This window comes from Rummeliibacillus suwonensis, assembly GCF_007896435.1.
In the GTDB taxonomy this organism is placed as follows: Bacteria; Bacillota; Bacilli; order Bacillales_A; family Planococcaceae; genus Rummeliibacillus; species Rummeliibacillus suwonensis.
In genome coordinates this window covers 2,164,854-2,189,197 of record NZ_VCBL01000001.1, presented here as the reverse complement: position 1 = coordinate 2,189,197, position 24,344 = coordinate 2,164,854, and the positions used below count along the sequence as shown (strand labels likewise).

The 24,344-nt window shown below is 35.8% G+C and carries 22 protein-coding genes and 1 riboswitch; of the genes, 14 read left to right on the top strand and 8 right to left on the bottom strand.

What is annotated here, in order from left to right; genetic code table 11:
* The first annotated feature begins 588 nt into the window (after window positions 1–588).
* Window positions 589–731, top strand: a riboswitch (FMN riboswitch).
* Window positions 732–884: 153 nt separating this feature from the next.
* Complete coding sequence (locus FEU33_RS10020) at window positions 885–1,469, top strand: ECF transporter S component (RefSeq protein ID WP_146549230.1); 585 nt, start codon at window positions 885–887, stop codon at window positions 1,467–1,469.
* A 1,035-nt stretch (window positions 1,470–2,504) separates the two neighbouring features.
* Here the strand turns inward: FEU33_RS10020 and FEU33_RS10015 are convergent.
* Both FEU33_RS10015 and FEU33_RS10010 read right to left on the bottom strand, forming a co-directional pair.
* Entirely contained in the window at window positions 2,505–3,398 is an 894-nt protein-coding gene (locus tag FEU33_RS10015) for a LysR family transcriptional regulator (protein ID WP_146549229.1), read from the bottom strand.
* 244 nt (window positions 3,399–3,642) lie between these two features.
* Complete coding sequence (locus tag FEU33_RS10010) at window positions 3,643–4,221, bottom strand: metallophosphoesterase family protein (protein ID WP_146549228.1); 579 nt, start codon at window positions 4,219–4,221, stop codon at window positions 3,643–3,645.
* Between the two features lie 254 nt (window positions 4,222–4,475).
* On the opposite strand from FEU33_RS10010, the gene FEU33_RS10005 reads away from it, so the two are divergent.
* The gene (locus FEU33_RS10005; protein WP_244951008.1) at window positions 4,476–5,687 is read left to right on the top strand and encodes a C40 family peptidase; all 1,212 of its coding nucleotides are present in this window, start codon (window positions 4,476–4,478) and stop codon (window positions 5,685–5,687) included.
* Window positions 5,688–6,025: 338 nt separating this feature from the next.
* Here FEU33_RS10005 and FEU33_RS10000 read toward each other — a convergent pair whose 3' ends face one another.
* Genes FEU33_RS10000 through FEU33_RS09990 form a run of 3 tightly spaced genes read right to left on the bottom strand, consistent with a single transcriptional unit; the run spans window position 6,026 to window position 9,314 of the window.
* Window positions 6,026–6,880, bottom strand: coding sequence for a transglutaminase family protein (locus FEU33_RS10000; RefSeq protein WP_146549227.1), 855 nt, complete (start codon window positions 6,878–6,880; stop codon window positions 6,026–6,028).
* A gap of 30 nt (window positions 6,881–6,910) precedes the next feature.
* Window positions 6,911–7,870, bottom strand: a complete 960-nt coding sequence (locus FEU33_RS09995; RefSeq protein WP_146549226.1) for an alpha-E domain-containing protein — start codon at window positions 7,868–7,870, stop codon at window positions 6,911–6,913.
* Window positions 7,860–9,314: a circularly permuted type 2 ATP-grasp protein gene (locus FEU33_RS09990; RefSeq protein ID WP_146549225.1), complete on the bottom strand. Its 1,455-nt coding sequence runs from the start codon at window positions 9,312–9,314 to the stop codon at window positions 7,860–7,862. Before FEU33_RS09990 ends, FEU33_RS09995 begins: the two co-directional genes overlap by 11 nt.
* Window positions 9,315–10,124: 810 nt before the next feature.
* Here FEU33_RS09990 and FEU33_RS09985 point away from each other — a divergent pair.
* Window positions 10,125–11,135, top strand: a complete 1,011-nt coding sequence (locus FEU33_RS09985; protein ID WP_146549224.1) for an NAD(P)H-dependent flavin oxidoreductase — start codon at window positions 10,125–10,127, stop codon at window positions 11,133–11,135.
* A gap of 262 nt (window positions 11,136–11,397) precedes the next feature.
* On the opposite strand, the gene FEU33_RS09980 is transcribed toward FEU33_RS09985, so the two are convergent.
* A complete protein-coding gene (locus FEU33_RS09980) occupies window positions 11,398–12,180 on the bottom strand; it encodes an enoyl-ACP reductase FabI (protein ID WP_146549223.1) in 783 nt (260 codons plus the stop codon).
* 225 nt (window positions 12,181–12,405) lie between these two features.
* Here FEU33_RS09980 and FEU33_RS09975 point away from each other — a divergent pair, with 225 nt between their 5' ends.
* Both FEU33_RS09975 and FEU33_RS09970 read left to right on the top strand, forming a co-directional pair.
* Window positions 12,406–12,765, top strand: coding sequence for a PadR family transcriptional regulator (locus FEU33_RS09975; RefSeq protein WP_146549222.1), 360 nt, complete (start codon window positions 12,406–12,408; stop codon window positions 12,763–12,765).
* On the top strand, window positions 12,734–13,399 hold the full coding sequence (locus tag FEU33_RS09970; protein WP_186731378.1) for a DUF1129 family protein: 666 nt from the start codon (window positions 12,734–12,736) through the stop codon (window positions 13,397–13,399). The genes FEU33_RS09975 and FEU33_RS09970 overlap by 32 nt, the downstream gene beginning before the upstream one ends.
* A 56-nt stretch (window positions 13,400–13,455) precedes the next feature.
* On the opposite strand, the gene FEU33_RS09965 is transcribed toward FEU33_RS09970, so the two are convergent.
* The gene (locus FEU33_RS09965; protein WP_146549220.1) at window positions 13,456–13,704 is read right to left on the bottom strand and encodes a ferredoxin; all 249 of its coding nucleotides are present in this window, start codon (window positions 13,702–13,704) and stop codon (window positions 13,456–13,458) included.
* A 104-nt stretch (window positions 13,705–13,808) separates the two neighbouring features.
* Here FEU33_RS09965 and FEU33_RS09960 point away from each other — a divergent pair, with 104 nt between their 5' ends.
* From FEU33_RS09960 to FEU33_RS09945, 4 genes are all read left to right on the top strand, one after another.
* Complete coding sequence (locus tag FEU33_RS09960; protein ID WP_146549219.1) at window positions 13,809–14,846, top strand: YpbB family protein; 1,038 nt, start codon at window positions 13,809–13,811, stop codon at window positions 14,844–14,846.
* Window position 14,847: 1 nt separating this feature from the next.
* Window positions 14,848–16,287: a RecQ family ATP-dependent DNA helicase gene (locus FEU33_RS09955; protein ID WP_146549218.1), complete on the top strand. Its 1,440-nt coding sequence runs from the start codon at window positions 14,848–14,850 to the stop codon at window positions 16,285–16,287.
* An 84-nt stretch (window positions 16,288–16,371) separates the two neighbouring features.
* Window positions 16,372–17,022: a LysM peptidoglycan-binding domain-containing protein gene (locus FEU33_RS09950; RefSeq protein WP_146549217.1), complete on the top strand. Its 651-nt coding sequence runs from the start codon at window positions 16,372–16,374 to the stop codon at window positions 17,020–17,022.
* 133 nt (window positions 17,023–17,155) lie between these two features.
* Window positions 17,156–18,121, top strand: coding sequence for a YpdA family putative bacillithiol disulfide reductase (locus FEU33_RS09945; RefSeq protein ID WP_146549216.1), 966 nt, complete (start codon window positions 17,156–17,158; stop codon window positions 18,119–18,121).
* Window positions 18,122–18,398: 277 nt separating this feature from the next.
* Here the strand turns inward: FEU33_RS09945 and FEU33_RS09940 are convergent, their stop codons facing one another.
* Window positions 18,399–19,370, bottom strand: coding sequence for an asparaginase (locus FEU33_RS09940; protein ID WP_146549215.1), 972 nt, complete (start codon window positions 19,368–19,370; stop codon window positions 18,399–18,401).
* Window positions 19,371–19,448: 78 nt separating this feature from the next.
* On the opposite strand from FEU33_RS09940, the gene prsW reads away from it, so the two are divergent.
* From prsW to cmk, 5 genes are all read left to right on the top strand, one after another.
* Window positions 19,449–20,123, top strand: coding sequence for a glutamic-type intramembrane protease PrsW (gene prsW, locus FEU33_RS09935; protein ID WP_146549214.1), 675 nt, complete (start codon window positions 19,449–19,451; stop codon window positions 20,121–20,123).
* 88 nt (window positions 20,124–20,211) lie between these two features.
* Window positions 20,212–20,991, top strand: a complete 780-nt coding sequence (sleB, locus tag FEU33_RS09930) for a spore cortex-lytic enzyme (RefSeq protein ID WP_146549213.1) — start codon at window positions 20,212–20,214, stop codon at window positions 20,989–20,991.
* 15 nt (window positions 20,992–21,006) lie between these two features.
* Entirely contained in the window at window positions 21,007–22,296 is a 1,290-nt protein-coding gene (locus FEU33_RS09925; protein ID WP_146549212.1) for a PepSY1/2 domain-containing protein, read from the top strand.
* Between the two features lie 396 nt (window positions 22,297–22,692).
* The gene (locus tag FEU33_RS09920; protein ID WP_146549211.1) at window positions 22,693–23,349 is read left to right on the top strand and encodes a flagellar brake protein; all 657 of its coding nucleotides are present in this window, start codon (window positions 22,693–22,695) and stop codon (window positions 23,347–23,349) included.
* Window positions 23,350–23,667: 318 nt separating this feature from the next.
* Entirely contained in the window at window positions 23,668–24,342 is a 675-nt protein-coding gene (cmk, locus tag FEU33_RS09915) for a (d)CMP kinase (protein ID WP_146549210.1), read from the top strand.
* The last annotated feature ends 2 nt before the right edge of the window (window positions 24,343–24,344 follow it).

Genomic DNA, 24,344 nt, shown 5'->3' with positions numbered 1-24,344 from the left:
GATAAGAGTGCAGCGGAAGTCATATGCTTTTTGCGACGAAAGTGGAACGATAGAAAAACATGTTTACCACAACAAAAACAAAGAACAGAAACACACTTCAATCATTGAAAAATAAAAGCGCACAATTCGGTGTTAGATACTGAATTGTGCGTTTTCCATTTTTAGACGGTTCCATAAGAATCTTCATTTTATCCCGCGTTAACAGGCAGTAAGACCCCCACCTCAAGGTATAGAGAGAAACGAGAAAGATAGGTGGGAAATCAACTGCCGCATGCGCCCGATTGGTTTGGGCGGGCAGAATGTTGGTCCCTCAGGTGTTGCCACAGGACGTGGCGCTTTTCACTTCCGTTCCTCTAGTTCAGTGGGGGATGAAGAAAACCCCCACTGATGAAATCTTCACTTTATAGACAGAGGTTTGATACTTAAAAAATTGCTGCTTGATAGGAGATTTTAATTATATGCATTCAATTATCTGTTTAAAAACATACTATACATGTAGGAATTGTAACTTTTTTGAGAAATAGCTTATAAGGTCTTTACAAAATCTTCTTTTTTTTATATAGTTACATTGTAATTAAAATCATAGTGATTCATCTTCGGGGCAGGGTGAAATTCCCGATCGGCGGTATTAGAGGATAAAGTTATGACTCTTGAGCCCGCGAGCCATAATAATGGTAGGATTTGGTGAGATTCCAGAGCCGACAGTATAGTCTGGATGGGAGAAGGTGAAGGTACGGTCGTCTTATTTAACTATATATCTATTAAGACGTTTTTTGATTATGCCAAGTTCTCCTTTAAGTCAATTTGTTTGAAGGTTTTATTGCATATCATATGAACCGGACCTCTCCTCTTTTTGAAGTGAATCGACAAAAGGAGAGAAAAAGATGAAAAATACAAAGTTGCAAAAGATGGTTTCCATTGGGATGTTAAGTGGTATTTCATTTATATTAATGATTTTTAATTTTCCCTTACCGGCTTTTCCAAGTTATTTAGAAGTAGACTTTAGCGATGTTCCAGCACTGATGGCAGCTATTACAATGGGGCCAGTTGCAGGAATCGTTGTAGAATTTATTAAAAATGTTTTGAATTGGTTCTACATGGGAAGTCCAACAGGTGTTCCAGTTGGGCAAATTGCGAACTTTACAACAGGAGTTCTATTTATCATGCCGGTTTATTTTGTTTATAAACGATTAACGACTGCTAAAGGGTTAACAACAGGCTTAGTCATAGGTACGATTACGATGGCTGTTGGTATGAGTGTGCTAAACTATTTCTTATTTATGCCAATGTATAATTACTTCTTAAATGTGCCAACAGAAACAGGTTCAGCATTGACGAAGACAATCGTCACTTTTGTTTTACCTTTTAATATGATTAAAGGCATCATTGTTACGGCTATCATGTTATTGCTGTTCTCAAGTTCAAAAAATTGGATTGCAAAGCAACGTAAACATTTTATAAATGAATAAAAAAAATAGATGATTCAGATTGCCTGTATAAATCAAGAACATTGATTGTATAGGCAGTCTTTTTATTTCCCGGGAAAGTAAAATTGAATATAAGCTACTTACAATGACAATGTAAGCGCTATATAATTGTACTAATTTAGAATGCGATCCATCACATGATTTGTTGTTTGACTACAGTAACTGGACATGATCTCAAAGAGAATCGCATCCATACAGGCAATATACACTAGTATAATAGATTAGATTGAAATAAAGTAAAATTTATACAATTTTTTAAGTATTAGTTGAACGAATCGGGCAATTTGTAGGCAATGATCCTCGCAAAGATGGCTATGGTAGCGGTAAATTTGCAAATGACTTGGATGTGGAAGAATTTGATTGCATCACTTGGCTGTCAAACTTCGATGGGCAGCCAATCACTATTACGTTTGAATAAAAGTTTAGTAACTTATCATACAGTTATTTTGATATGAAAGAAAATTGACGAGCAGAAACAATGCCTCACTTTTAAACTCTACTACCATTGAAAAAAGGACAATCAGTATCAATCTGAATTGTCCTTTCATTTTGTTTGAAATATAAGAATAGTGTTTAAAGATATCGGACGAATCTGTTTCAGTGTCCGTTCTTCTCTTTTTAGCGGCTGACTATTCAAAATCTTCATGATCTACGAATGCCTTCTCAAAGTTTTGACAGATAGCTTGCGGCAAATCTCAATTTGTATCGAAAAATAGCATTGGGCATGAGGCGGGGATTGTTCTTCCCTTTGTCATTTTTTATCCCGCGTTAACGGGCGGTAAGACTCCCACCTCAAGGTTTAGAGAGAAACGAGAAAGATAGGTGGGGAATCAACTGCCCGTAAAAGCCCGATTGGTTCGGGCCAACAGGATGTTGGTCACTCAGGTGTTGCCACAGGACGTGGCGTTTTTCACTTTCGTTCCTCTATTTCAGTGGGGGATGAAGAAAACCCCCGCTGATGGGAGTTTCACTTTATCCAGCTTCAATCGATCATTGTTCCTAAACTTAGTAAGTAATCTACTTTTTAGACTGCTCTTTTTTAAAGTAATCTAGTATGAATTGTTGAAATTGTTTTGTAGCGGGTGAAAGATATCGTCCCTCTGACCAAGCCATACCGATAATACGTTCAAGTTTCAAATCACTAATGTGTATTTTGACAATTCGTTTTGAGTTAATCTCTTCGCCATCTGGCAAAATAGAAACACCAAGTCCAGCTGCTACAAATCCAGCAACTGTTGCTACTTCGTCGCCTTCAAAGGTAATGGTTGGTTCAAAGTGAGCTTTATTAAACATATTATCCAATTGTATTCTCAGTGCATACTCTTTTTTCAATAATATAAATGGCTCATTCGCTAATTCCTTTATAGTAATTGAACGACGAGTAGCTAGAGGATGCCAAGTCGGGACAATAGCGAACAATTCTTCACGCCAAAGTTCAGTCCATTGGATTGGTTTCTCCACTTCCATATCTGCAAGCAAACAAAGATCGAGTTCTCCTGATCGCAATTGTTTCAACTGTAGATGTGTGTGATTTTGTTTTAATTTAAAATGTATATCATGATACTGTTTTCTAAAATGCATGATTAAATCAGGTACGACATTGGTACCTAAAGTATGTAAGAAGCCGAGAGAAACTTCACCATGATTCGGATCTATGATCTCTTGAATCTCATGTAACCCATTTTGATATTCCCTCATTATATTATGAACACGTTTCACAAATATTTCTCCATAACGGTTTAAAGAGATCGAGCGTCCTTGTCTTTCAAATAAAGGAACACCTAACTCATCTTCCAATCTGGCTATCGAGCGACTAAGTGCTGGTTGAGAAATGGATAACTGTTCCGCAGCCCTTGTCATATGTTGAATCTTTGCTAGTACCTGAAAGTATTCTAGCTGTTGCCATTCCATGTAGTTTACTCCCTTTCAATCATGCCTTTTTTGCATCATATTGATACTAATCATAAAAAACATTATGCGTGAAGTCAATAAAAAAGAAGTTGGGATAAAAGTATTTTAACTAATGGAAAATCCGAACTATGAATCGAAGTTCTAATTAGAATTTCAGATTAGTTCGGATTTTCTTTTTTATCATGATTTTATAAAGTTCAATTATTCAGCTTTGGAGAGGCTCATTTAGTTCGGTTTCGGCCTCTTATTTATAAGCCTTCATAAATGTAATGGTTTGCTCATTTGAATCATATAAACACCATTCGCGGTTTTCAATAACAGAGCCGACATTAACCCCGTATTTTTTCTTTTTTAGCTGAATGGGTTGTCCATATTGAAAATCTTTTTTGTTGCCTTTTCGATAAAAGGCAGCACTATGACTATGACCGAAAAACACGATTGGTGTTTCAATTTGTTCTAAAAATGGCTTCCAATCCGATGACCATTTAAATTGGTGACCATGAATCAGTTCGGCACCTTCAATTTCGATAAATTCTGGTAAAGTCAAAAACATATCTAAGCCTGTCACTTTCATAATCCGTTCTTCTTGATTTCCTCTCACTGAAGGAAATTGCAATAGTTGTTTAAATTCATTTGAATACACAGCAGCTTCATCTAAAGGAATACCTGAGACATCTTTCGCCTTTTTCTTTCCAATTTTGCATTCATACAAATCTCCCAGTCCCAATATAGTTGCGTTTTCAGCATTTTCATGAATATTTCGAAGAACAGCCTTTGTGTCGTCTACACTACTATGAAGATCACCAAGTATTGCATATTGCATAATAATAACAGTCCTTTCGCGAAAATATATGGAAAAGTTTATCATAAATCTTAAACTTCAGAAAATGTTTTGTTCAAAAAAAAGAATATTTTACAAAAGAAACATAGTAAAAAAACAATATGACAGAAATGTAACAGCAATTACGCTTCCATTAAAACAGGAGGAAAAGACTATACAAATATATGAATCGTGCTATTATTAAGTAGAGTAATTACACGTACATATTGAAAATAAATGGAAATGAGTTGATTTGATTGAGTATACGTTCAAAATGGGGGCGCACAGCTGCTGTTACCCTGGCTTTAACTTGTGGGTTTTTCTATACAGCTGAACCAGCACAAGTTGATGCAAAAACATCAGCACAAATGATACAGAAGAAAGCTTTAATAGATAAGAAAATTAATCAATTGAATACAGAAATAAAAAAATTGCAAAAACAACTAGATAAAAAACAACAAGAATATGAAAAAACAGTAGAAGAAATTGCCGAAACAAACAAAAATATAGCAGTAACTGAAAAAAATATTAAAGAACGTTCAACAATCATTAATGATCGTTTGAAAGCATATCAAAACCAAGACAATACAATGAGTCCTTACGTTGAAGCTATTCTCGGCGCTGATAGTATTGCAGATGCAGTAAGTCGAACGGTTTCTGTCAAAACAATATTAGATGCCGATCAAAACCTATTAGATGATCAAAAAGCGGATAAAGAAAAATTAGCGAAAGAAAAACAATCTTTGCAAGAAAAACAAGAAAAATTGCAAAAACAATTCCAAGAAATGCAAGAGCAAGAAAACAGCCTAGAAACTAAAAAAGCTGAAAATAAAGCAAAATCTTTAAAACTAAAAGAGCAAATTGCTACGAAGAAACAACAAGAAAAACTAGAAAGAGAACGTAAAAAACGTGAAGCGGAAGCAGAACGTTTGAAAAAACTGCAAGAAAAACAATTTATCGATGCTAGTAAAGAAACAGCTGTAACTGCAACGAGCAATCCGTTACATGCAAATAGCGTAAATGATTCTGCTAATACAGGTAATGATACAAGCGCCCCTAAAGCATCAAGTAACGATCAAAAAGCTCCAAGCGTATCAGGATCAGGTTCTGCACAGGCTGCTATTGCAGAAGCTGGCAAGTATCTTGGACGTTCATATGTATGGGGCGGAAATAATCCGTCAACTGGTTTTGATTGCTCAGGCTTGACACAATGGTCCTTTAAACAAGCAGGTGTTTCACTTCCTCGTACAGCCGCACAACAATATTTGGCAACGCAGAGAGTGAGTGCAAGTGAAGCAAAAGCAGGGGATTTAGTATTCTTTAGCTATGGTTCAGGTATTGCACATGTTGGTATTTACCTTGGGGGCGGAAGAATGCTTGATGCCCAAAACAAAGGTGTAGTTACAGAGTCACTTAGTTGGTGGAATAAATACTTAGTAGGATACGGCCGTATTTCTGGCGTAAACTAAAAACGATTCCATTAAAAATATAGACTGTAGATCAGCTGGATTTTTCCAGTGGGTCTACAGTCTTTTTTATCCCGCTTTAACGGGCAGTAAGACCCCCAACTCAAGATTTAGAGAGAAACGAGAAAGATAGGTGGGGGATCAACTGCCCGTAAAAGTCCGATTGGTTTAGCTAACCATCAGTGGGGGATGAAGAAAACCCCCACTGATGGAAGCTTCACTTTATTTGTCTTTAAATGTTGTGGATAGAAAAATAAATAGGTTCACACCATATTGCAGAAAATGTATAAAAGTGGGGGGATATATTCCGATTTCAACTGGAGTGAAGCAATCAGATGGTATTATAAATGGTCGATTTTTTTAACTTTTACTTTAATGGACAGAGTATGATTTCCTCCTGTATAAACGCCTTCAATAGGGCTAACATCCGTATAATCTCGTCCCGCGCATAGGATAATATGATTCTCAAGTGCTTCAACATCATTTGTTGGGTCCAATCCTAACCATCCGACACCTGGAACCATTATTTCTACCCAAGCATGCGTTGCAGAGTCCCCGATTAAATCATCCTCTTTTCCTACATAAAGATAACCGCTGACGTAACGAGCAGGAATACCATTTGCTCGCAAAATACCAATCATTATATGCGCATAATCTTGACATACACCGGCTTTTAGCTCATAAGCTTCTTGGGCAGTTGTTTTCACAGTTGTTGCCGTTTTATCATAACGAATATTTTTGTGCAGATGGGTCATCAGTGCAATTGAAAATTCAATAGGATTATGTCGATTACCAATGATCTGAGTGATTTCTTTCACATAATGTTCTGGTAAATAAGTGTATTTAGTTGCCTGCAAATAATGTAAATAATGATCTCTAAAAAGTTGTGATTCAAAAATATCTTTCATTTTGTTTGAAAAATGGAGTTGCTTCAAGAGTGGTGCTTTTTGAATACTAACAATGGATGTTGTTTGAATTTCTAGCTTACTGTGTTTTTGTGGTATGTAAAAATCAGCAACAGGGTTATGCCAGATATCCGTATATTCTCTTGTTACGGAATTTGGAAATATTTCGATATCATAAAATAATAGTCTTTGGCATTCGTTTGTACGCGGCTTAAGTCGTATCGTGTTTAAACTTTGTTCAACAGGACTATCGTATTCGAACGTATTTAAATGCGTAATTTTATATTTCATTATTGTTGATTCTCCTCTTGGTGCATAGTGTCATTGAAATTCATAAGTGGGAAAAGATTCATCTAGATAATAAGCTTTTGAAAAGACAGAGCCTAACATAATACAATGGGTTAGAAAACTACCTATACATATTTTTTGCTGTTCAATCGACATCGTAGCTATATCTACAGAAGAAATAGCCTGTTGAATTGCCTGTAATTCTTGTAAAAGAGGGCTCAGTCGACAATTGTTATTATTTTGCTCTAGTACAGAGATACTTTGTTTCATATGCTGAATGCAATAAGAAAGTGAATGTGTACATGTTGCATCTTTTATCAAGTAATTTAAAACAGAATCTGTATTGCAGATTCGATGTTTCTTTGAAAAGTCCTCCAAAGTTTGTGTCAATTGTAAACTATAGGTGGCTGTACATTTTCTTATTTCATGTTCCTTTTTTTGAAGTAATTCATTTAAAATAATCATTGTTTTTTCAGCACGTTCAATCCAACGACCAATTTTCAAAAAATGATAGCCTTCATCACGAGACATGAGTGTATTAATGATTCCTGTAGAAGTAAGTGATGTATGGTTAATCTTTTCGAGAAACCTATTGATTTCAAGCAATGAAAAGATTGGAGATTGAGGATCATCTTTTAAGGATAAGTAGAACTCGTTCCATTCCTCCCATAAAGCATGTGGAATGATATCACGAGTCATCCGGGCATTTTCACGTATACTAGAAATCGTATGGATCAGTGAATTGAAATTCTCCTTTGAGTATAATAAATAATGACTTAAATTTCGAACAGATAGCTTATCATAGGTGTCAAAAAATTCTTTTGAAGATCCACATACATTTAAAATCACTGTCCAATCTTCTAGATAAGTTGTGTCTAGTCCAGATTCTTCTAACATTTGGACAAATTGAGTATGTATAATGTGCGTATTTGCTGCTGTTCGTTCACTATAACGAGCCATCCAAAATAATGATCCTGCAACTCTACTTAACATGTTGATCTTCCTCCTTTAGAACCCATGTATCTTTTGCTCCTCCACCTTGTGAAGAATTGACGATTAGAGATCCTTCTTTTAAAGCAACGCGTGATAATCCTCCAAGCAAAACATTTGTTTCATTTCCTTTCATAACAAAAACGCGTAAATCTACATGACAAGGGTAAAAATGATTGTTTTGGTAAACAGGTGCTCTAGAAAGTTTAATAGTAGGCTGTGCAATATATTGGTTTGGATTTTCCGTTATTTTTTTTCGAAAGACCTCTATTTCTTCTTCAGAAGCATGCGGTCCAATTAACATATCATAGCCGCCTGATGCACCAACGTTTTTAATCACTAATTCATGGATATGTTCAAGAACCCATTTACGTTGAGGAGGATCGCTTAGCATATACGTCTTTACATTTTGAATAATAGGTTCCTCATTCAAATAAAAACGAATCATATCAGGCACGTAGGCATACATGGCTTTATCATCTGCTACAGCATTTCCAACTGCATTTAAAATAGCAACATTTCCTGCTTTGTAGGCTTCTAAAATATGTGGGACGCCTAATAGGGAATCTTCACGAAATACAGCAGGATCTAAAAAATCATCATCGATTCGGCGGTAAATAATATCTACACGTTCTAATCCACGGATCGTTTTCATGTAAACAAAACAATCTTTCACGATGAGATCTCTTCCCTCTACAAGAGAAATATTAAGCTGTTTTGCCAAGAAAACGTGATCATAATAGGCAGAATTATAAATTCCGGCTGTTAATAATACAGCATGAGGTTCTTGAGTGGGCTGTAGACTCATAGGCCGATGTGCGAGAAGTGCTTCTCTCATTGTTGAAAGCTGGTGGTCAAATGTATGTAATGTGTAATTAGAAAAGAATTCCGGATAAACTTGTTTCATAATGGCACGGTTTTTATACACATAAGAGATACCGGATGGATTTCTTAAATTATCCTCTAATACTCTATATGTACCATGATCATCCCGTATTAAATCAATTCCTGCTAGGAAGATATGATTATCCAGAGGGATTTTAGCTCCTATTACCTCTTTATAATAATGAGGATTATGATCAACAAGTGTAGCAGGTATGATCCCGGCTTTTAAGATCTGTTGTTCATGATAAATATCATGTAAAAAAAGATTAAGTGCTTCGACGCGTTGCTTCATCCCGTTTTCAATGGTGCGCCAATGATCATGCGTTATGATAATTGGTACAAAGTCAAACGGCATTGTGCGTTCTGTACCACCTTCTGCTCCATAAACGGTAAAGGTAATGCCCTGTTTTAAAAAATTAGATTGAGCGGCATCGTTTTTTTGTTGTAATTCGTTTTCAGAAAATTCCATTAATTTATTGCAAAATGATTTATAATGAGGTTTTGGTTCATTATTTTTAAGCATTTCATCAAAATATGGTTCGGTTTCATAAGGTCGAAACATAGAATCTCCTCCCAACAATGACAAGTAGTCAAGGTCATTCCTGTCTACTTTTTCTGTAAAGAATACTATTTTATAAGGCTGAATTCCTCTATTGAGAGATGGAAAATTTTAAATTCATCATGAGCAGGAAAAACTAGTTGGACGTAATGATGTTATGTACATATTGATTTTGTAACCGTTATTTTTATCCCGCTTTAACGGGCAGTAAGATCCCCACCTCAAAGTTTAGAGAAAAACGAGAAAGATAGGTGGGGGATCAACTGCCCGTAAAAGCCCGATTGGTTTAGCTAACCATCAGTGGGGGATGAAGAAAACTCCCACTGATGGAAGCTTTACTTTATCTGTTTAAAGGAAATCTAAAAAAGTAGGATACTTTACATAAATCCCTTTATAATGTTAGGAAAATCAAAATAAACGACATTTTGACGTCAGTTCATAAATTAGACACAATTATTCATATTAGAGGATTCATTTATATTGAATTGGAATATGTATGGTGATTTGCTATAAAGTAGGTTTATCACCACAGCTTGGGTCTGATTCATGTATTTATGTACTGGAACTTATTGAATGAAAAAACATAATAGATTTTAGTCAAGCATTTTCCATTTTTATGGTACAGTATGTAGTGACCACTTTTGTAGTAATCATTTTAATAAGAGTATCGTTTTTACATAATGATTTGTGCAGTAGCAGGCGTGTTGATTATCCAATTTTATCCATAAAAATAATGACAACGAATATTTATTCTAATTTTTTTTAATCAACACATCTGAAAATTTATAAAGGTTGTTAGCGGAGGGATTATAGATGACATTATTAGAACGATTAAAAATGCAATGGCCTATTATTCAAGCACCGATGGCTGGCGTAACAACACCAGAAATGGTTATAGCCAGTGCGAATGCTGGAATTTTAGGTTCCATCGGTGCAGGTTATTTAAATGCTGATGTAACAAAAGCATTTATCCAGGCAGTGAAAAAAGAAACAACAAAACCATTTGCTGTTAACTTATTTGTACCTAATGTGATCAATGCGACACGACAAGAACTTGAAGAAGCTTATAATGTATTAAAGCCATATCGAGAAAAATTAATGATTGCAGATGAGGGCGCGCTTCTTTCCACAACGGATTTTAATACGCAAGTAGATGTCGTCATTGAAGAAGATGTTAAAGTATGTTCATTTACTTTTGGCTTACCTTCTGAAGATGTCATAAAAAAACTTCGTGATCACGATATCTTTACAATCGGAACAGCTACGACCATTGAAGAAGCCATCTTGGTACAAGAGCATGGCTTGGATGCGGTTGTTTTACAGGGTGAAGAGGCAGGTGGACATAGGGGATCATTTATAGAGCCCTTTCAATTAGTACCATTACAGGAATTACTTCTACAGGCTCAAGGAAAAATAACGATTCCAATTATTGCAGCAGGCGGGATTGCGACGAAAGAACAGCTTCAGCATGCAATCGAGGCAGGTGCAGAAGCTGTACAGATTGGAACAGCTTTTGTAGTAAGTGAAGAGAGTGGGGCTCCAAACGTTCATAAACAACAAATTTTGTTAGCGGATGAAGATGTGACAGCACTATCAAATGTTTTTTCAGGTAAATTGGCACGTGGAATTGAAAATGATTTTATGATTTTTATGGAAGGTAATAAGATTGCACCATACCCATATCAAAATGATTTGACAAAAAGTATTCGTGCAAGAGCTCAAGAATTAGGCTATTATAGTTTAATGTCAATGTGGGCAGGGACAAGCTTACACTTAGTAGAAAAAGGGACTGTTCAGGAAATTGTTGATCAATTGACAAAATAATATCGGTACAAACAAAAATCCGCTCATTATCTGTGTTGAAATGAGCGGATTTTTACTAATAGTTGTAAGAATTATCCCACGTTAACGGGCAGGACGTTGGTCACTCGGGTGTTGCCCAGGACGTGGCGCTTTACACTTCCGTTCCTTTATTCCAGTGGGGGATGAAGAAAACCCCCACTGATGGAGTTTCACTTTATCTTTTAGGATAAGATTTTTAGTAGGATATTTCTAATGGCTATTCACTTGAATATGATGAAACTCGTTAAACTCCCATAATATGATAGCCGCCATCTACATAGATGACTTCTCCTGTAACACCGCTAGATAATGGGCTTAGCATGACAAGTGACATATTCGCTACTTCCTCCGGTGTAACATTACGTTTAAGTGGTGCTGTTTCTTCCATTTTATTTAAAATCTTATTGAAAGATGGGACACCTTTTGCAGCAAGTGTTTTAATGGCACCAGCAGAAATAGCGTTTACGCGAATACCATCTCCACCAACATCAGAAGCCAAATATCTTACAGAAGCTTCTAAAGCGGCTTTTGCTACACCCATCACATTATAACCCTCAAGGACACGTTCAGCTCCTAAATAAGTCATCGTAATAATGGAGCCACCATCTGTCATAAAAGGTCTTGCAGCATTGGCGACAGCGATTAGAGAGTAAGCGCTAGTATCTTGAGCGAATGCGTAGCCATCACGAGATGTTTCGATAAAACGATTTTTTAAGTCTTCAGCGTGTGCAAATGCAACGGAATGGACGATCCCATGAATTGTACCAACTTTTTCACCGATTCCTTTAAATGCTTGTTGAATACTTTCATCACTATTTACATCACATTGTACGACAAGTGGTTGCAAATCTTCATACTTTGCAAGTTGTTTTTCTAATTTCATGAGAGAACGTTCTTTACGATATGTGAAAATAACGTTAGCGCCAACAGATATCAATGCTTTAGCAATACCCCAAGCAATACTTCGATCGTTGGCTACACCCATTACCACAATATTTTTATCTTTTAATTGTAATAGATTATCCATAATAGCCTCCTGTAATAGTTACTATTAGTACCTGATACTAAAATAGTAACCTATACAGTTTCATATTGCAACAAAGAAATTATACTATCTTGTTAAACAATATAGTTGACGCACTATATGATTTATGTATATTATTAGGATGCTACATTGCTTAACAAGATAGCTGTTTCTTATTGCATAACTATCTTGTTAAACAATGTAGATGGGGATTGGGAGTGATGAACAATGTCTACGAGAAGCCAACTATTAAAAGGAATACTAGATGGATGTGTATTGGTTGTTATTGAAAAGGAAACCGTTTATGGTTATGAATTATCAAAAAAATTACAATCGATTGGTTTAGCAGATGTCAGTGAAGGTACTATTTATCCAGTATTATTAAGATTACAAAAAAAAGGCTGGATTTACGGGGAAATACGTCCATCAGAGGAAGGACCTAATCGAAAGTATTATACATTGACAGAGAATGGAAAAAAGGCGTTATGCGATATTCGGCGAGAATGGTCAGGGATATCGGTGGCAGTAAATACATTACTTAGAGAGGATGAAAACGATGAATGTTCAACAGTTGATTCAGGAAAATAATGATAAGAGAAAACAATTAACCGAAGAAAATGAAAAATATTATGATCAATTATTAGTTTTTCTCCGCTCTCATTTATTATTGTCTGAAAAACAAACTGAAGAAATTTTAATAGAACTGTTAGACCACTTATTATTAGCGCAAAATGAAGGAAAAACGGCTAAAGAAGTTTTTGGTCCAAATCCTGACAAATATGCCCTAGAAATCGTAGAAGCATTACCAAAAGAAAAAGGAAAAAGCGTTTTTAAATTTGCACTAGAAACTTTAAGTATTCTAATAGGTTGGTTCATCGTTGTAGATGCTTTTGGAAAAGCTTTTACAAAGCAAGATACCATCTATCTTTATTCTGTACTTATTGTACTCGCGATATTGACTATTGGTGGTATCAGCATGATTCTTTTTATACTCAATTTATTGAAAAAATCTGCATTTCATAAACATCGAACGATCGATACTTTGAAAGCATCAGTTGGCTTTATCGTATTTTTAGGTACTGTCGTGACGGTAAACTATTTTTCTAAAGGGCTTGGTCCAGCTTTAAAATTGGATTGGTATGTTGAATTAGGTATTGGCTGTGCGCTTTTATTATTAAGTTCTATTATGAAGCGTCTACGTATTCTTAAAGCAGAGAATTAGAAAAAGTGCACAGGAAAGAATTCCGTGCACTTTGCTCATTATACAAATATAAAAGACTATTCGTATTTAAGAGGATCGCCATCAAAAGATTCATCTGCCACTTTTATAGAGTCAGTTGGGCAACCTTCAAATGCATCTTCCATGTCTTCCATTAAATCTTCTGGAACTTCAGTAGTCCCCGTGTTATTATCTAAAATAACGAAGGCAATACCTTCATCATCATAATCATAAATATCTGGTGCTGCTGCCCCACATGCTCCACATGCGATACATGTATCTTGATCGACAATGGTAAATTTAGCCATTCTACTTCTCTCCTTTTACTAACAATCCCAATAGCTTCTTTATTATTCTAAAACGCTTTTCCTCACATTTCAACTTAAATTACTTTCTATCGGGGGGAATAACGATGTATTTACAGCAATTATTATTACATATTATTGAAAAATTCAATGGTCAACGCTCTTATTCAGCTGCCTATCATTTGATATGTGGAAAGCGTTCAGGCCAAACGATTCAAGATGTGGGCACATTCAGATTACAGGCCTATTTTAGTATTATGCCAAAACTTTCAAGAGATAAATTTAATGAGGCTTTTGAACAATTGATGGAAAACGGCTGGGTTTTCTACGATGATCAACAAATGCTTCAACTTACAGTCAGGGGGAAAGATATTCTAGAAAAATCCCAACCTATGCATTTTAACGGTTGGTTTTACAGAGGAAATGAGTATATATTCTTTAAACGTTTATCATTAATCGTTCAGACCTTATCACATGTACGCGCAAAGGACTATCGTTTTATCCCTATACAGAAAGAAGAAGACATTCAAATATGGGTGAAAATGTTCTTAAAATATCATCCATACCAAGATTCGTCATTTTATTTACAATTCAGGGATGAGATAGAAGAGTCTTTACATAAAGTGCCATCATCTGAACAAGCTAAGCAAATTGTTATGCTACGATTAACAGGTTTCCAACGCACAGGTTGGACATTGCAACAACTTGCGAGCGAGTTTGACTGTGGAGAAATAGATATACAGCTGATGTTTGTGGAGCTGTTGCATTTATGGCTTGATCTTCTTACTGCTGAGGCGGCTCAATATCCATTATTGTATCAGCTAACTGAAAATGTTCGAATAGAACTTTTGCTAACAGATTCTACTAAAAAAACAGTAGACTTATTTGAAAAGGGATATTCACTTGAACAAATTGCATTTATGCGACATTTAAAAATGAGTACGATTGAAGATCATTTTGTTGAAATGGCAATGATCAAGCCAGATTTTCCGCTTCACCAATTTATAGAAGAGAAAGATGTTCAAAAAATTTTACAAGTATTAGAAAGAACAGAAAGTAAGAGGTTAAAAGTAATTCGAGATGAACTTCCACAATTTTCTTATTTTCAAATTCGTTTAGTCATTGCAGCAAAAGGGGGAGAATAGAATGTTAGAGCTGGAACAATTATTGCAGCAGCATTTTGGTTATACGACATTTCGTTCAGGACAAAAAGAAGTTATCGAAGCTGTATTAGAAGGTCGAGATGTCATTGCCCTTCTCCCTACAGGAATGGGAAAGTCACTTTGCTATCAACTTCCGGGCTATATTTTGAAAGGCCCCATTTTAATCATTTCTCCTTTATTGTCTTTAATGCAAGATCAAGTTGAACAATTGAAACGATTTGGCGAAAAAAGGGTTGTTGCATTGAATTCATTTTTACAGGGCATTGAAAAACAAATGGTTTTACAAAGGCTGTCAAGTTACCGTTTTATCTTTATTTCACCTGAAATGCTTGCTATGCCAATTATTCAGAGTGTATTTCAACAACTGCGGTTTTCATTAATCGTTGTAGATGAAGCACATTGTATTTCACAATGGGGCTTTGATTTTCGACCAGATTATTTAAAAATCACAGAATGGATTCCAAAACAACAAAGGCCACCGATATTAGCATTAAGTGCAACTGCAACGAAAAAAGTAGTCCATGATATGAAAACTTATTTACATATGGTCCAACCATTTGAATACATTCATTCTGTTGAGAGGGCAAATTTGCACTATGATGTCGTTCGAACACAATCTGTTGATGAAAAATTCGACTGGATCATCCATCATATACTGCAATCGGAAGGTCCTGGCATCATCTATACACAATCAAGGAAAAAAACCGTTGCCTTTGCAGAAGCTTTAACAGGTCATCATATTCGTGCAGCAGCCTATCATGCGGGAATGGAAGCTTTAGATCGTCAATTTATCCAGCAACAATTTCTAGCAGGGGAATTAGAGTGGATTTGTGCAACTACAGCTTTTGGAATGGGTATTCATAAAGAGAATGTACGCCAAGTGATACATGATCATATTCCTGCGACAATCGCCAATTATATGCAGGAAGTTGGTCGAGCTGGTCGAGATGGTCATGACGCATTAGCGATTTTAGTGTATAGTCCAAATGATGAAGAATATACACAATATGTCGTAACAGCAGACTTGCCTTTAGAGTGTCATGTCGATTTATATAAGGAATATGTAAAGCAAGGGGAGAACCCTAAAAAAATGATCGATTTGCAACAAATCAGTGAAACAGGTTATCGGGTACTTTCCTATTGGATGGAACAGTTATCACCAGATAAAGTTATACAAAAATTAGATAATTTAAGGCAACAGAAAATAGAACAGATTTTGCAAGTAGTAGCGCTTGTAAAGGGAGAACATTGTCTGCGAGAACAATTGACCATATATTTTGATCAAAAGTTGGAACAAAAGCCACCCAATTGTTGTCATTATTGTGGAATCCATTACGACGAAATCATTCATCCGCGAAAGACAATCATTGGGCAAAAGGAACTGCCAACATGGGTAGAAAGGTTGCACTCCTTACTGCCATAGTTATAACAGAACGTGGATTTACATTTATCTATAATTTCGTCATAATAATAGTGTTACATAGTATGATTAGAATGGGGGGATAAGATGTCTCAAGAAGATTACCGTGAAAAAATTGAGGAACATCGCCAAGCTATTACTATTAAGTCTGAACAAGAGACAAACCCTTCAAGAATGACTAGAAGACAGCTTCATGGCAATCAAAATAAGAAAAAAAATCACAAAAATAGATTGCTTACAATCTTAGCTATTATTTTTATCTTACTGCCAGTGTCAACGCTTCTTTACTTTGGTTATTTTGATCAGAAAAAAAATAGTGAAAAAGCAGAAATTGATCGAGGTGGAGTTCAAATAGAAACGAACGACGATAGTCAGTCAAAACAGGCTACAAAAACCTCAAATAGTGAAGAAAATACACTAACTAAAAAAGAACAAGCTGAAAGAGAAAAAGCCGAAAAGCTAGCTGCTGAAAAAAAGGCGATAAAGGAAAAAGCTGAAAGGGAAAAAGCTAAGCAAAAAGAGAAAGAAGCTGCTGCAGCAAAAGAAAAGCAGCAACAAATTTATAACGAAGCGAAAGCTGCAGGTAGACTTTATAACGTAAAACAAGGTGAAACCATCGAAAGTATCGCTTTAAAATTCTATGGAAGTGATGCAGGGATCGGCATTATTAAGGAAGCAAATGGTATTACAGCTGATAGCGTTCCAGCAGGGACGATCATTGCGATTCCAGCTCAATAATGTATGACAGGTATGTGAAATAGAGCACATGCCTGTTTTTTTATTATTCGCAGGCGTATAATGTACAATTAGGATTATTCGATAATATCTCTTAAAAATAGAGGTGTTTATTTATATAGGGAGTGACAGCTTTATGCAACAACAAGATGCCATTATTGTTGGGGGAGGACCATGTGGGTTAGCAGCGGCTATTTCATTGCAAGAGATTGGACTGAACCCAATTGTTATTGAAAAGGGGAATATTGTGAATGCGATCTTTCACTATCCTACTCACCAAACTTTTTTTAGTTCAAGTGAGAAATTAGCAATCAGTGACGTTCCGTTTATTATTGAACAGCAAAAACCAAAGCGCAATCAAGCACTTGTATACTATCGTGAAGTCGTGAAACGAAAAAATATTCAAGTTCATCGCTTTGAAAAGGTAGAAAAAGTAACGTCTCAAGATGGTAAATTTATCGTCTATAGTAATAAAGAAATTTATGAAACACCGTATGTTGTCATTGCTACTGGCTATTATGATCATCCAAATTATATGAATATACCAGGTGAAGACTTGCCTAAGGTCTATCATTACTTTAAGGAAGGGCATCCATACTTCGATACGGATGTACTAGTAATTGGAGGGAAGAACTCCGCAATCGATGCTGGATTAGCTCTTCATAAAGCTGGGGCGCGCGTAACTGTCGTGTATCGCGGTGCAGAATATTCTTCAAGTATTAAACCTTGGGTATTGCCAGATTTTGCGGCACTTGTGCGAGATGGTAATATTCATATGATGTTCAATACGGGTGTCAAAGAAATCAAAGAAAATGAAGTGATTTTACTTCAAGAGGGACAAGAAATTACAATTCCAAATGATTTTGTTTTTGCCATGACCGGATATCATCCAGATCACTCATTTATACAACAAATCGGAGTTACTGAAGACGAAGCGACAGGACGCCCAACCTTTAATCCCGAAACGATGGAGACGAATGTACCGGGCTTATTTATCGCTGGGGTTATCGCTGCAGGAAATGATGCCAATGAAATTTTTATTGAAAATGGTCGTTTCCATGGAGATTTAATCGCTAAATATATTCAAGAAAAACAGCAATGATCCATAGTTTATTGAGGAATGGAAAGGTTGTGCAAACTATTTCTAAAACGTGTAACCAATTTCATAAAACCATAGTTGTGTAAACTAGAATTTGTAAGAATCCAAAGTCCAACTGCGTTTTTTGAAGTTAGATTTAAACTAAACTGTTTTTTGATTTAAAGATTTTATCCCACATAAACTAATCCCCCACACTTAAGAAAAGTGTGGGGGATAAAACTACTTGTTATAGCTCGATCGGTTCAACTAGGTGAAAAATTGGATGGTGAAATAGCTCTTATTAAATAAAGAATTTCTTTAGATCCATCGGTTCATCCACTTGATTAAGTCCGATTAATAGTTTTAATCGAGCTTTTTGTCCATTCAACCCTATTGCGAAAATAGCGCCCATATCTTCTAACATTTTGCCCCCACCTTGGTAGCCATAAACACCTTGAGCAATTCCGTTAAAGCAGCGAGATACAAGAACAACAGGAATATGAAGTCGTATTAATTCCTCGATAACTGGTAAAACTGCGGGAGGAATATTTCCTTGTCCCAGACCTTCCAAAACCACTCCATCATAATGATAATCAATGGCTGCATGTATTAAATCGGCATCCATTCCAGCATACACTTTAAATAACGCCACTTTTTTATCAAGTTTAAGAACTTCTACATATTCTCTTTTCATGGGTGCATGATGAAAATGAATCATCGTTTTTGTTACTAATCCAAGGGGACCGTATTGAGGTGATTGAAAAGTTGCTACTGAACTTGTAGAGGTTTTCGTCACATTCATGGCTGAATGGATCTCATCATTCATCACAACTAGGACACCTTTGTTTTTGGCATCTTCAGAGGAAGCCACCCGCACGGATTCTACTAGATTGTATACACCATCAGCGCCTAACTCATTAGATGAACGCATTGCACCAGTTAGTACAATTGGAATTTCTAGTTTTGTCGTTAATTCAAGAAAATAAGCGGTTTCTTCTAACGTATCTGTTCCATGTGTAATAACAACCCCATCGATTTTCATTTTTTGAATCGTATGTAAGATTAAATTTCGCAATTCTAGCATTTTTTGAGGAGTTATATGAGGTGATGGCAAATTATAAGCCTCAAGTTCGATGATATTTGCAATTTTTTCTAACCGTTTACTTTCATGTATTAAAGGATTAGTTGTATCTGGTACAACAGCTCCAGATTCTTTATTGACATGCATAGAAATAGTGCCGCCAGTATGAATAAGTAAAATTGTTTTTTTCATAACAAATCCTCCTAAATTTTCATTACCATACTGATAGAATGGTATAATAGAAAGAGATGGATTGAAAGGGGCTATTAAATGTTCGTACTCTTATCAGTATCCATTGCTCCTGTTCTAGCTCTCTTTAGCTTTTTCTATCTACGGAATCAGATGGCAACGGAGCCTAGAAGAACATTGTTTCACACTTTTATATACGGTGCAATATTAACTTTTCCTATTTTATTTTTGCAGTATGTATTGAAGGAGGAGCAAATATTCTCTAGTTTGATTATTCAAGATATATTTTTTGCAGGAGTAGTGGAAGAATTTTTCAAATGGTTTATATTAATGATCGCGATCTATCATCATATAGAATTTGATGATCCTTATGATGGTATTTTATACGGTGTTAGTATTTCATTAGGATTTGCAACTGTGGAAAATATTTTATATATGCTATCATTTGGTGTTGACACAGCTTTTATGAGAGCGTTGATGCCCGTTTCAAGTCATGCTTTATTTGGTGTGGTGATGGGATATTATTTAGGAAAAGCTAAATTTTCGAAAGACGATTTGTCTATGCAGCATCGACTTTTAGCCTTGTTTGCTCCAATGACTTTGCATATCATTTACAACTTTATTTTTACGATCGAAGGAAAATGGACATATATCATGATTCCTTTTATGTTCTTTTTATGGTGGTTTGCTTTACGAAAAGTAAAAAGAGCGCATCAGCATTTAGTTCAAATGTTGTTCATCCAAAAGAAAATCTAATTCGTTTTAGCTGAGGGTAAAATTTACTCTCAGCTTTTTTGTATAAAAATTTTTTCCTGAAGCATGTTAAGAAAAAAGGAGAAATGAAATGAGACGCTATAAAATTCTATTAGTATTGTCGTTTAGTCTTTTTATCATGAATATGGCTCCGCAAAATAGTGACGCTTTTTCAAATCAAGTCATTACAAGAGGTGCATTTGGAGATGACGTAATTGAATTGCAATCAAGACTACAATATATAGGATATTACAACGGTACAATTGATGGAAAGTTTGGCTATGGAACTTATTGGGCTTTACGAAATTTCCAAGATCAATATGGTTTACCTGTTGACGGAATTGCAGGGGCCACAACAAAAAATAAATTAGCATCTGTTTCTCAATATGATAAGGCTTATGTTATGGATCAAATCAATAAAGGCAATAAATTCACTCATTATGGCAATCAAGATTTAAATAAGCAAAGTTCGAAAGGTACAGGTACTGGTACCAATATGCAAGTACCAAGTAACTTTACTGAGCAAGATTTGAAACTAATAGCTAACGCGGTTTATGGAGAGGCACGAGGAGAACCATATGATGGTCAGGTAGCTGTAGCAGCGGTTATTCTAAATCGTCTGGATAGCCCAGATTTCCCTAATACAATATCCGGCATTATTTTCCAACCAGGAGCATTTACAGCTGTTTCGGATGGCCAAATTTGGCTAGAACCAAACGAACAAGCAAAAGAGGCCGTATTAGATGCGATGAATGGGTGGGATCCTTCTGAAAATGCTCTCTATTATTTTAATCCTAAAACGGCAACAAGCGAATGGATATGGACAAGAAAACAAATTAAGCAAATTGGCGAGCATATTTTCTGTATTTAAAAAAGGAGGATCTAGATGAAAAAAATAATATTTTTATTAAGTTATGCAGTCGTTGCTTGCCTGATATTTAGTGTAGCTTCTAATAGAGAAAACCAAGAGTTAAAGTATTTGTTACAAGGTCAATATACCGGTAAAATGGCTGATGCTTCCACTCAATTAAATGAATTACAAAAAGCGGTACAGCAATCCCTATTATTTAATGATCCTACTGCCTTTCATGATTCTTTACAGGATGTTTGGAGACTATCCTCAGATATTCGATACTCCATTGCGGATTTACCTTTAGAGCGTGAATTTACAACAGAATGGATGAACTATTTAGGAAGATTAGGAAATAGTGCAAAAATGACGATGACTTCACAAGAAAGTGCTGATAAATGGCATGATAATGTCAATCAAGTAGCCAATAATTTATCTAATTTCTCTTCAGATTGGCAAATAGCCACTGCACATTTCCTGCAAGCAGATGATAATTATAAACAATGGTTAGAAGAGCAAACCTCTAATGCAGAAACTTCCGGATTCAAAAATCTTTCAAAATCAGTAAAAACCTATGCTGAAAGTGACTTTCCTCTAACCGCAAGCGAAGCGGATCATGAGAAAAAGAAAGAATTAAAAGAGATCAATGACAAGGTGATTACAAAAGAAGAGGCAATTGCACGTTTTTATGAGATGTTCCCCGAACTTGAGGATGCAACTTTATCAGTCAATCAAAGCAAAAAAGGAGCACCATATGCCTTTTATCATATCGCTTTTCATAAAGGCGAGCGTACGGGATATGCAGATGTAACTTTAAAAGGTGGACACTTGCTTTCATATCTTGTTGAAAGACCATTTGAAGAAAAAACATTATCAGCAGAAAAATTGAAAAAATTAGCCGATCAACGATTAAAAGAACTAGGATATAAAGACGTAAAAGAAACAGATGCAAGAGAGAATCATAATGTTTGGCATATCACTTATGCACGAGTAGATGAAAAAACGAATGCAAAAGTCTATGCAGATGGTGTACAAGTGAAGATTGCAAAAGACACTGGAGAAGTAGTGGGACTAAATGGTGTCGAGTATATTCAAAAAGAAAAGCTTGAGCCTCAACTAATGAAGAAAATCGATTGGGAGAAATTTTTCACAAATAAAGCGAAAGTCGTGAACGAAGACTTAGCATATGTAGAAAATAAGGATTTTGTTGAAAGACTATGCTATGAATTAACAGTTCGTATTGATTCTTCGAAAATTCCACACACCTACAAAATTTTAGTGGATACGGAAACGGGAGAAGTTATTAAGAACGAAAAACTATCATAAAGTAAAGCTTCCATCAGTGGAGGTTTTCTTCATCCCCCATTGAACTAGAGGAACTCAGGTTAAGAACGCCACGTCCTGTGGCAACACCTGAGTGACCAACGTCCTGTTGTCCCGAACCAATCGGGCGCATGCGGCAGTTGATCCCCCACCTATCTTTCTTGTTTTTCTCTAAACCTTGAGGTGGGGGTCTTACTGCCCGTTAACGCGGGATAAAGTAAAAACTGCACAAAGTGGGGACTCACTCCCCACTTATCTTCTTGCTTATTGCTAGGATCTTGAAATAAGGGTCTTCTTGCTCTCTATGAATGATAAATCAAATTACCTATAAGTATAGCTAAAATGGTAGTTTCATGGCATAATGTTAATACAACTTATGATTCATAAAGGGAGATTGCGATGGAACTGAAAATAGGTACTAATATCATTTTAGAGTCAATTTCTTCAGAAACAACAGAAAAATTTCGCTGCAAAATTGTAGAGCAAAAAAATAATGTAATCTATATCGATTATCCTGTAAATACAGCAACTAACAAAACAGCTTTTTTATTTGAAGGAGGTCAATATAGAGCATCTTTCGTAGACGAAACGAAAATAGCGCATGCATTTAAAACACAAGTATTAGGAAGAGTTAAATCTAATATACCGATGATTATGCTTTCTTTTCCTACAGATGACGAGATTATCAAAATTCAAAGACGCGAATTTGTAAGAGTAGAAACACCTGTTGATGTTGCTATCGAATTTGACCATCAGTTTTATCAATTTGTTACAGAAGATATTAGTGCTGGTGGGATAGCTATTATTGTCAATCAGTCCGTCCCTTTTAAAGAAAATGATGAAATACAATTGACAATTGTATTACCATTTTCAAATTCGAATGATGGGATCAAATATGTCCAAACATCAGCAAGGGTAGTCAGATTTATTGAAAAAGACAACCGAGTCATTGTCCCACTTCAATTTACGAATACTGATGATGTTGATCGTCAAAACATTATCCGTTTTTGTTTTGAAAGACAATTGAAAATTCGAAAAAAGGAAACAACTTTTTAATTCACGATTTTGATGGATGGTTAGACTGTAGGCAACCTCGAGATTTTCGAGCTTATCTATAGTCTTTTTTTCATCTACAATGAATAAAAATATGCGAAAAAGTGCTTTCACTCAGGTCCTTCCAATGATTTTCGAATCTAAACGAGCCGCCTTCGCTTTTCTGTGTCCAGCTGCGGCGGCTAGATTCTCGAGTCATTTCAGTTTCTCGGTCGAAAGCAGAAAACGCTTTCGATTTGAACCTTCCAATGATTTTCGAATCTAAACAAGCCGCCTTCGCTTTTCTATGTTACAATATTACGGAAAGAAAGGGTTGATACCGTGAAGAAGAATATTCAAATTGCTATTGATGGACCTGCAGGGGCTGGAAAAAGTACGATTGCTAAGATCGTCGCAGAGAAATTGAGCTACACATATATTGATACTGGAGCAATGTATCGAGCACTTACATTAAAAGCATTGAAAGAACATATAGATTTAGAAAATGCTGAAAGCGTAACCAATTTATTAAAAGAAACAATTATTGCATTAAAACCATCTGAACGTGGACAATTAGTATTTCTTGATGGACAGGATGTATCAAAAGAAATCCGTTCAAACGAAGTTACGGGAAATGTTTCAAGGGTTGCCTGTCATGCTTCAATGCGAAAAATCATGGTAGAACGCCAACGCGAAATGGCAGAACACGGTGGTGTTGTGATGGATGGAAGAGACATTGGCACTGCGGTATTGCCAAATGCTGAACTAAAAATTTATATGTCAGCCACTGTGGCAGAACGTGCACGTCGCCGTTTTGAAGATAATAAACAGCGAGGCATTGAATCATCCATTGAAAAATTGAAGGAAGAAATTGCATTGCGTGATAAACTAGACAGTGAACGAGAAGCATCCCCACTTGTACAGGCCCCAGATGCAATTTACTTAGATACTACTGATTTATCTATCCAGCAGGCAGCGGATGAGATTCTAAAATTAGTGAGTGAAAGGATGGCATAAAT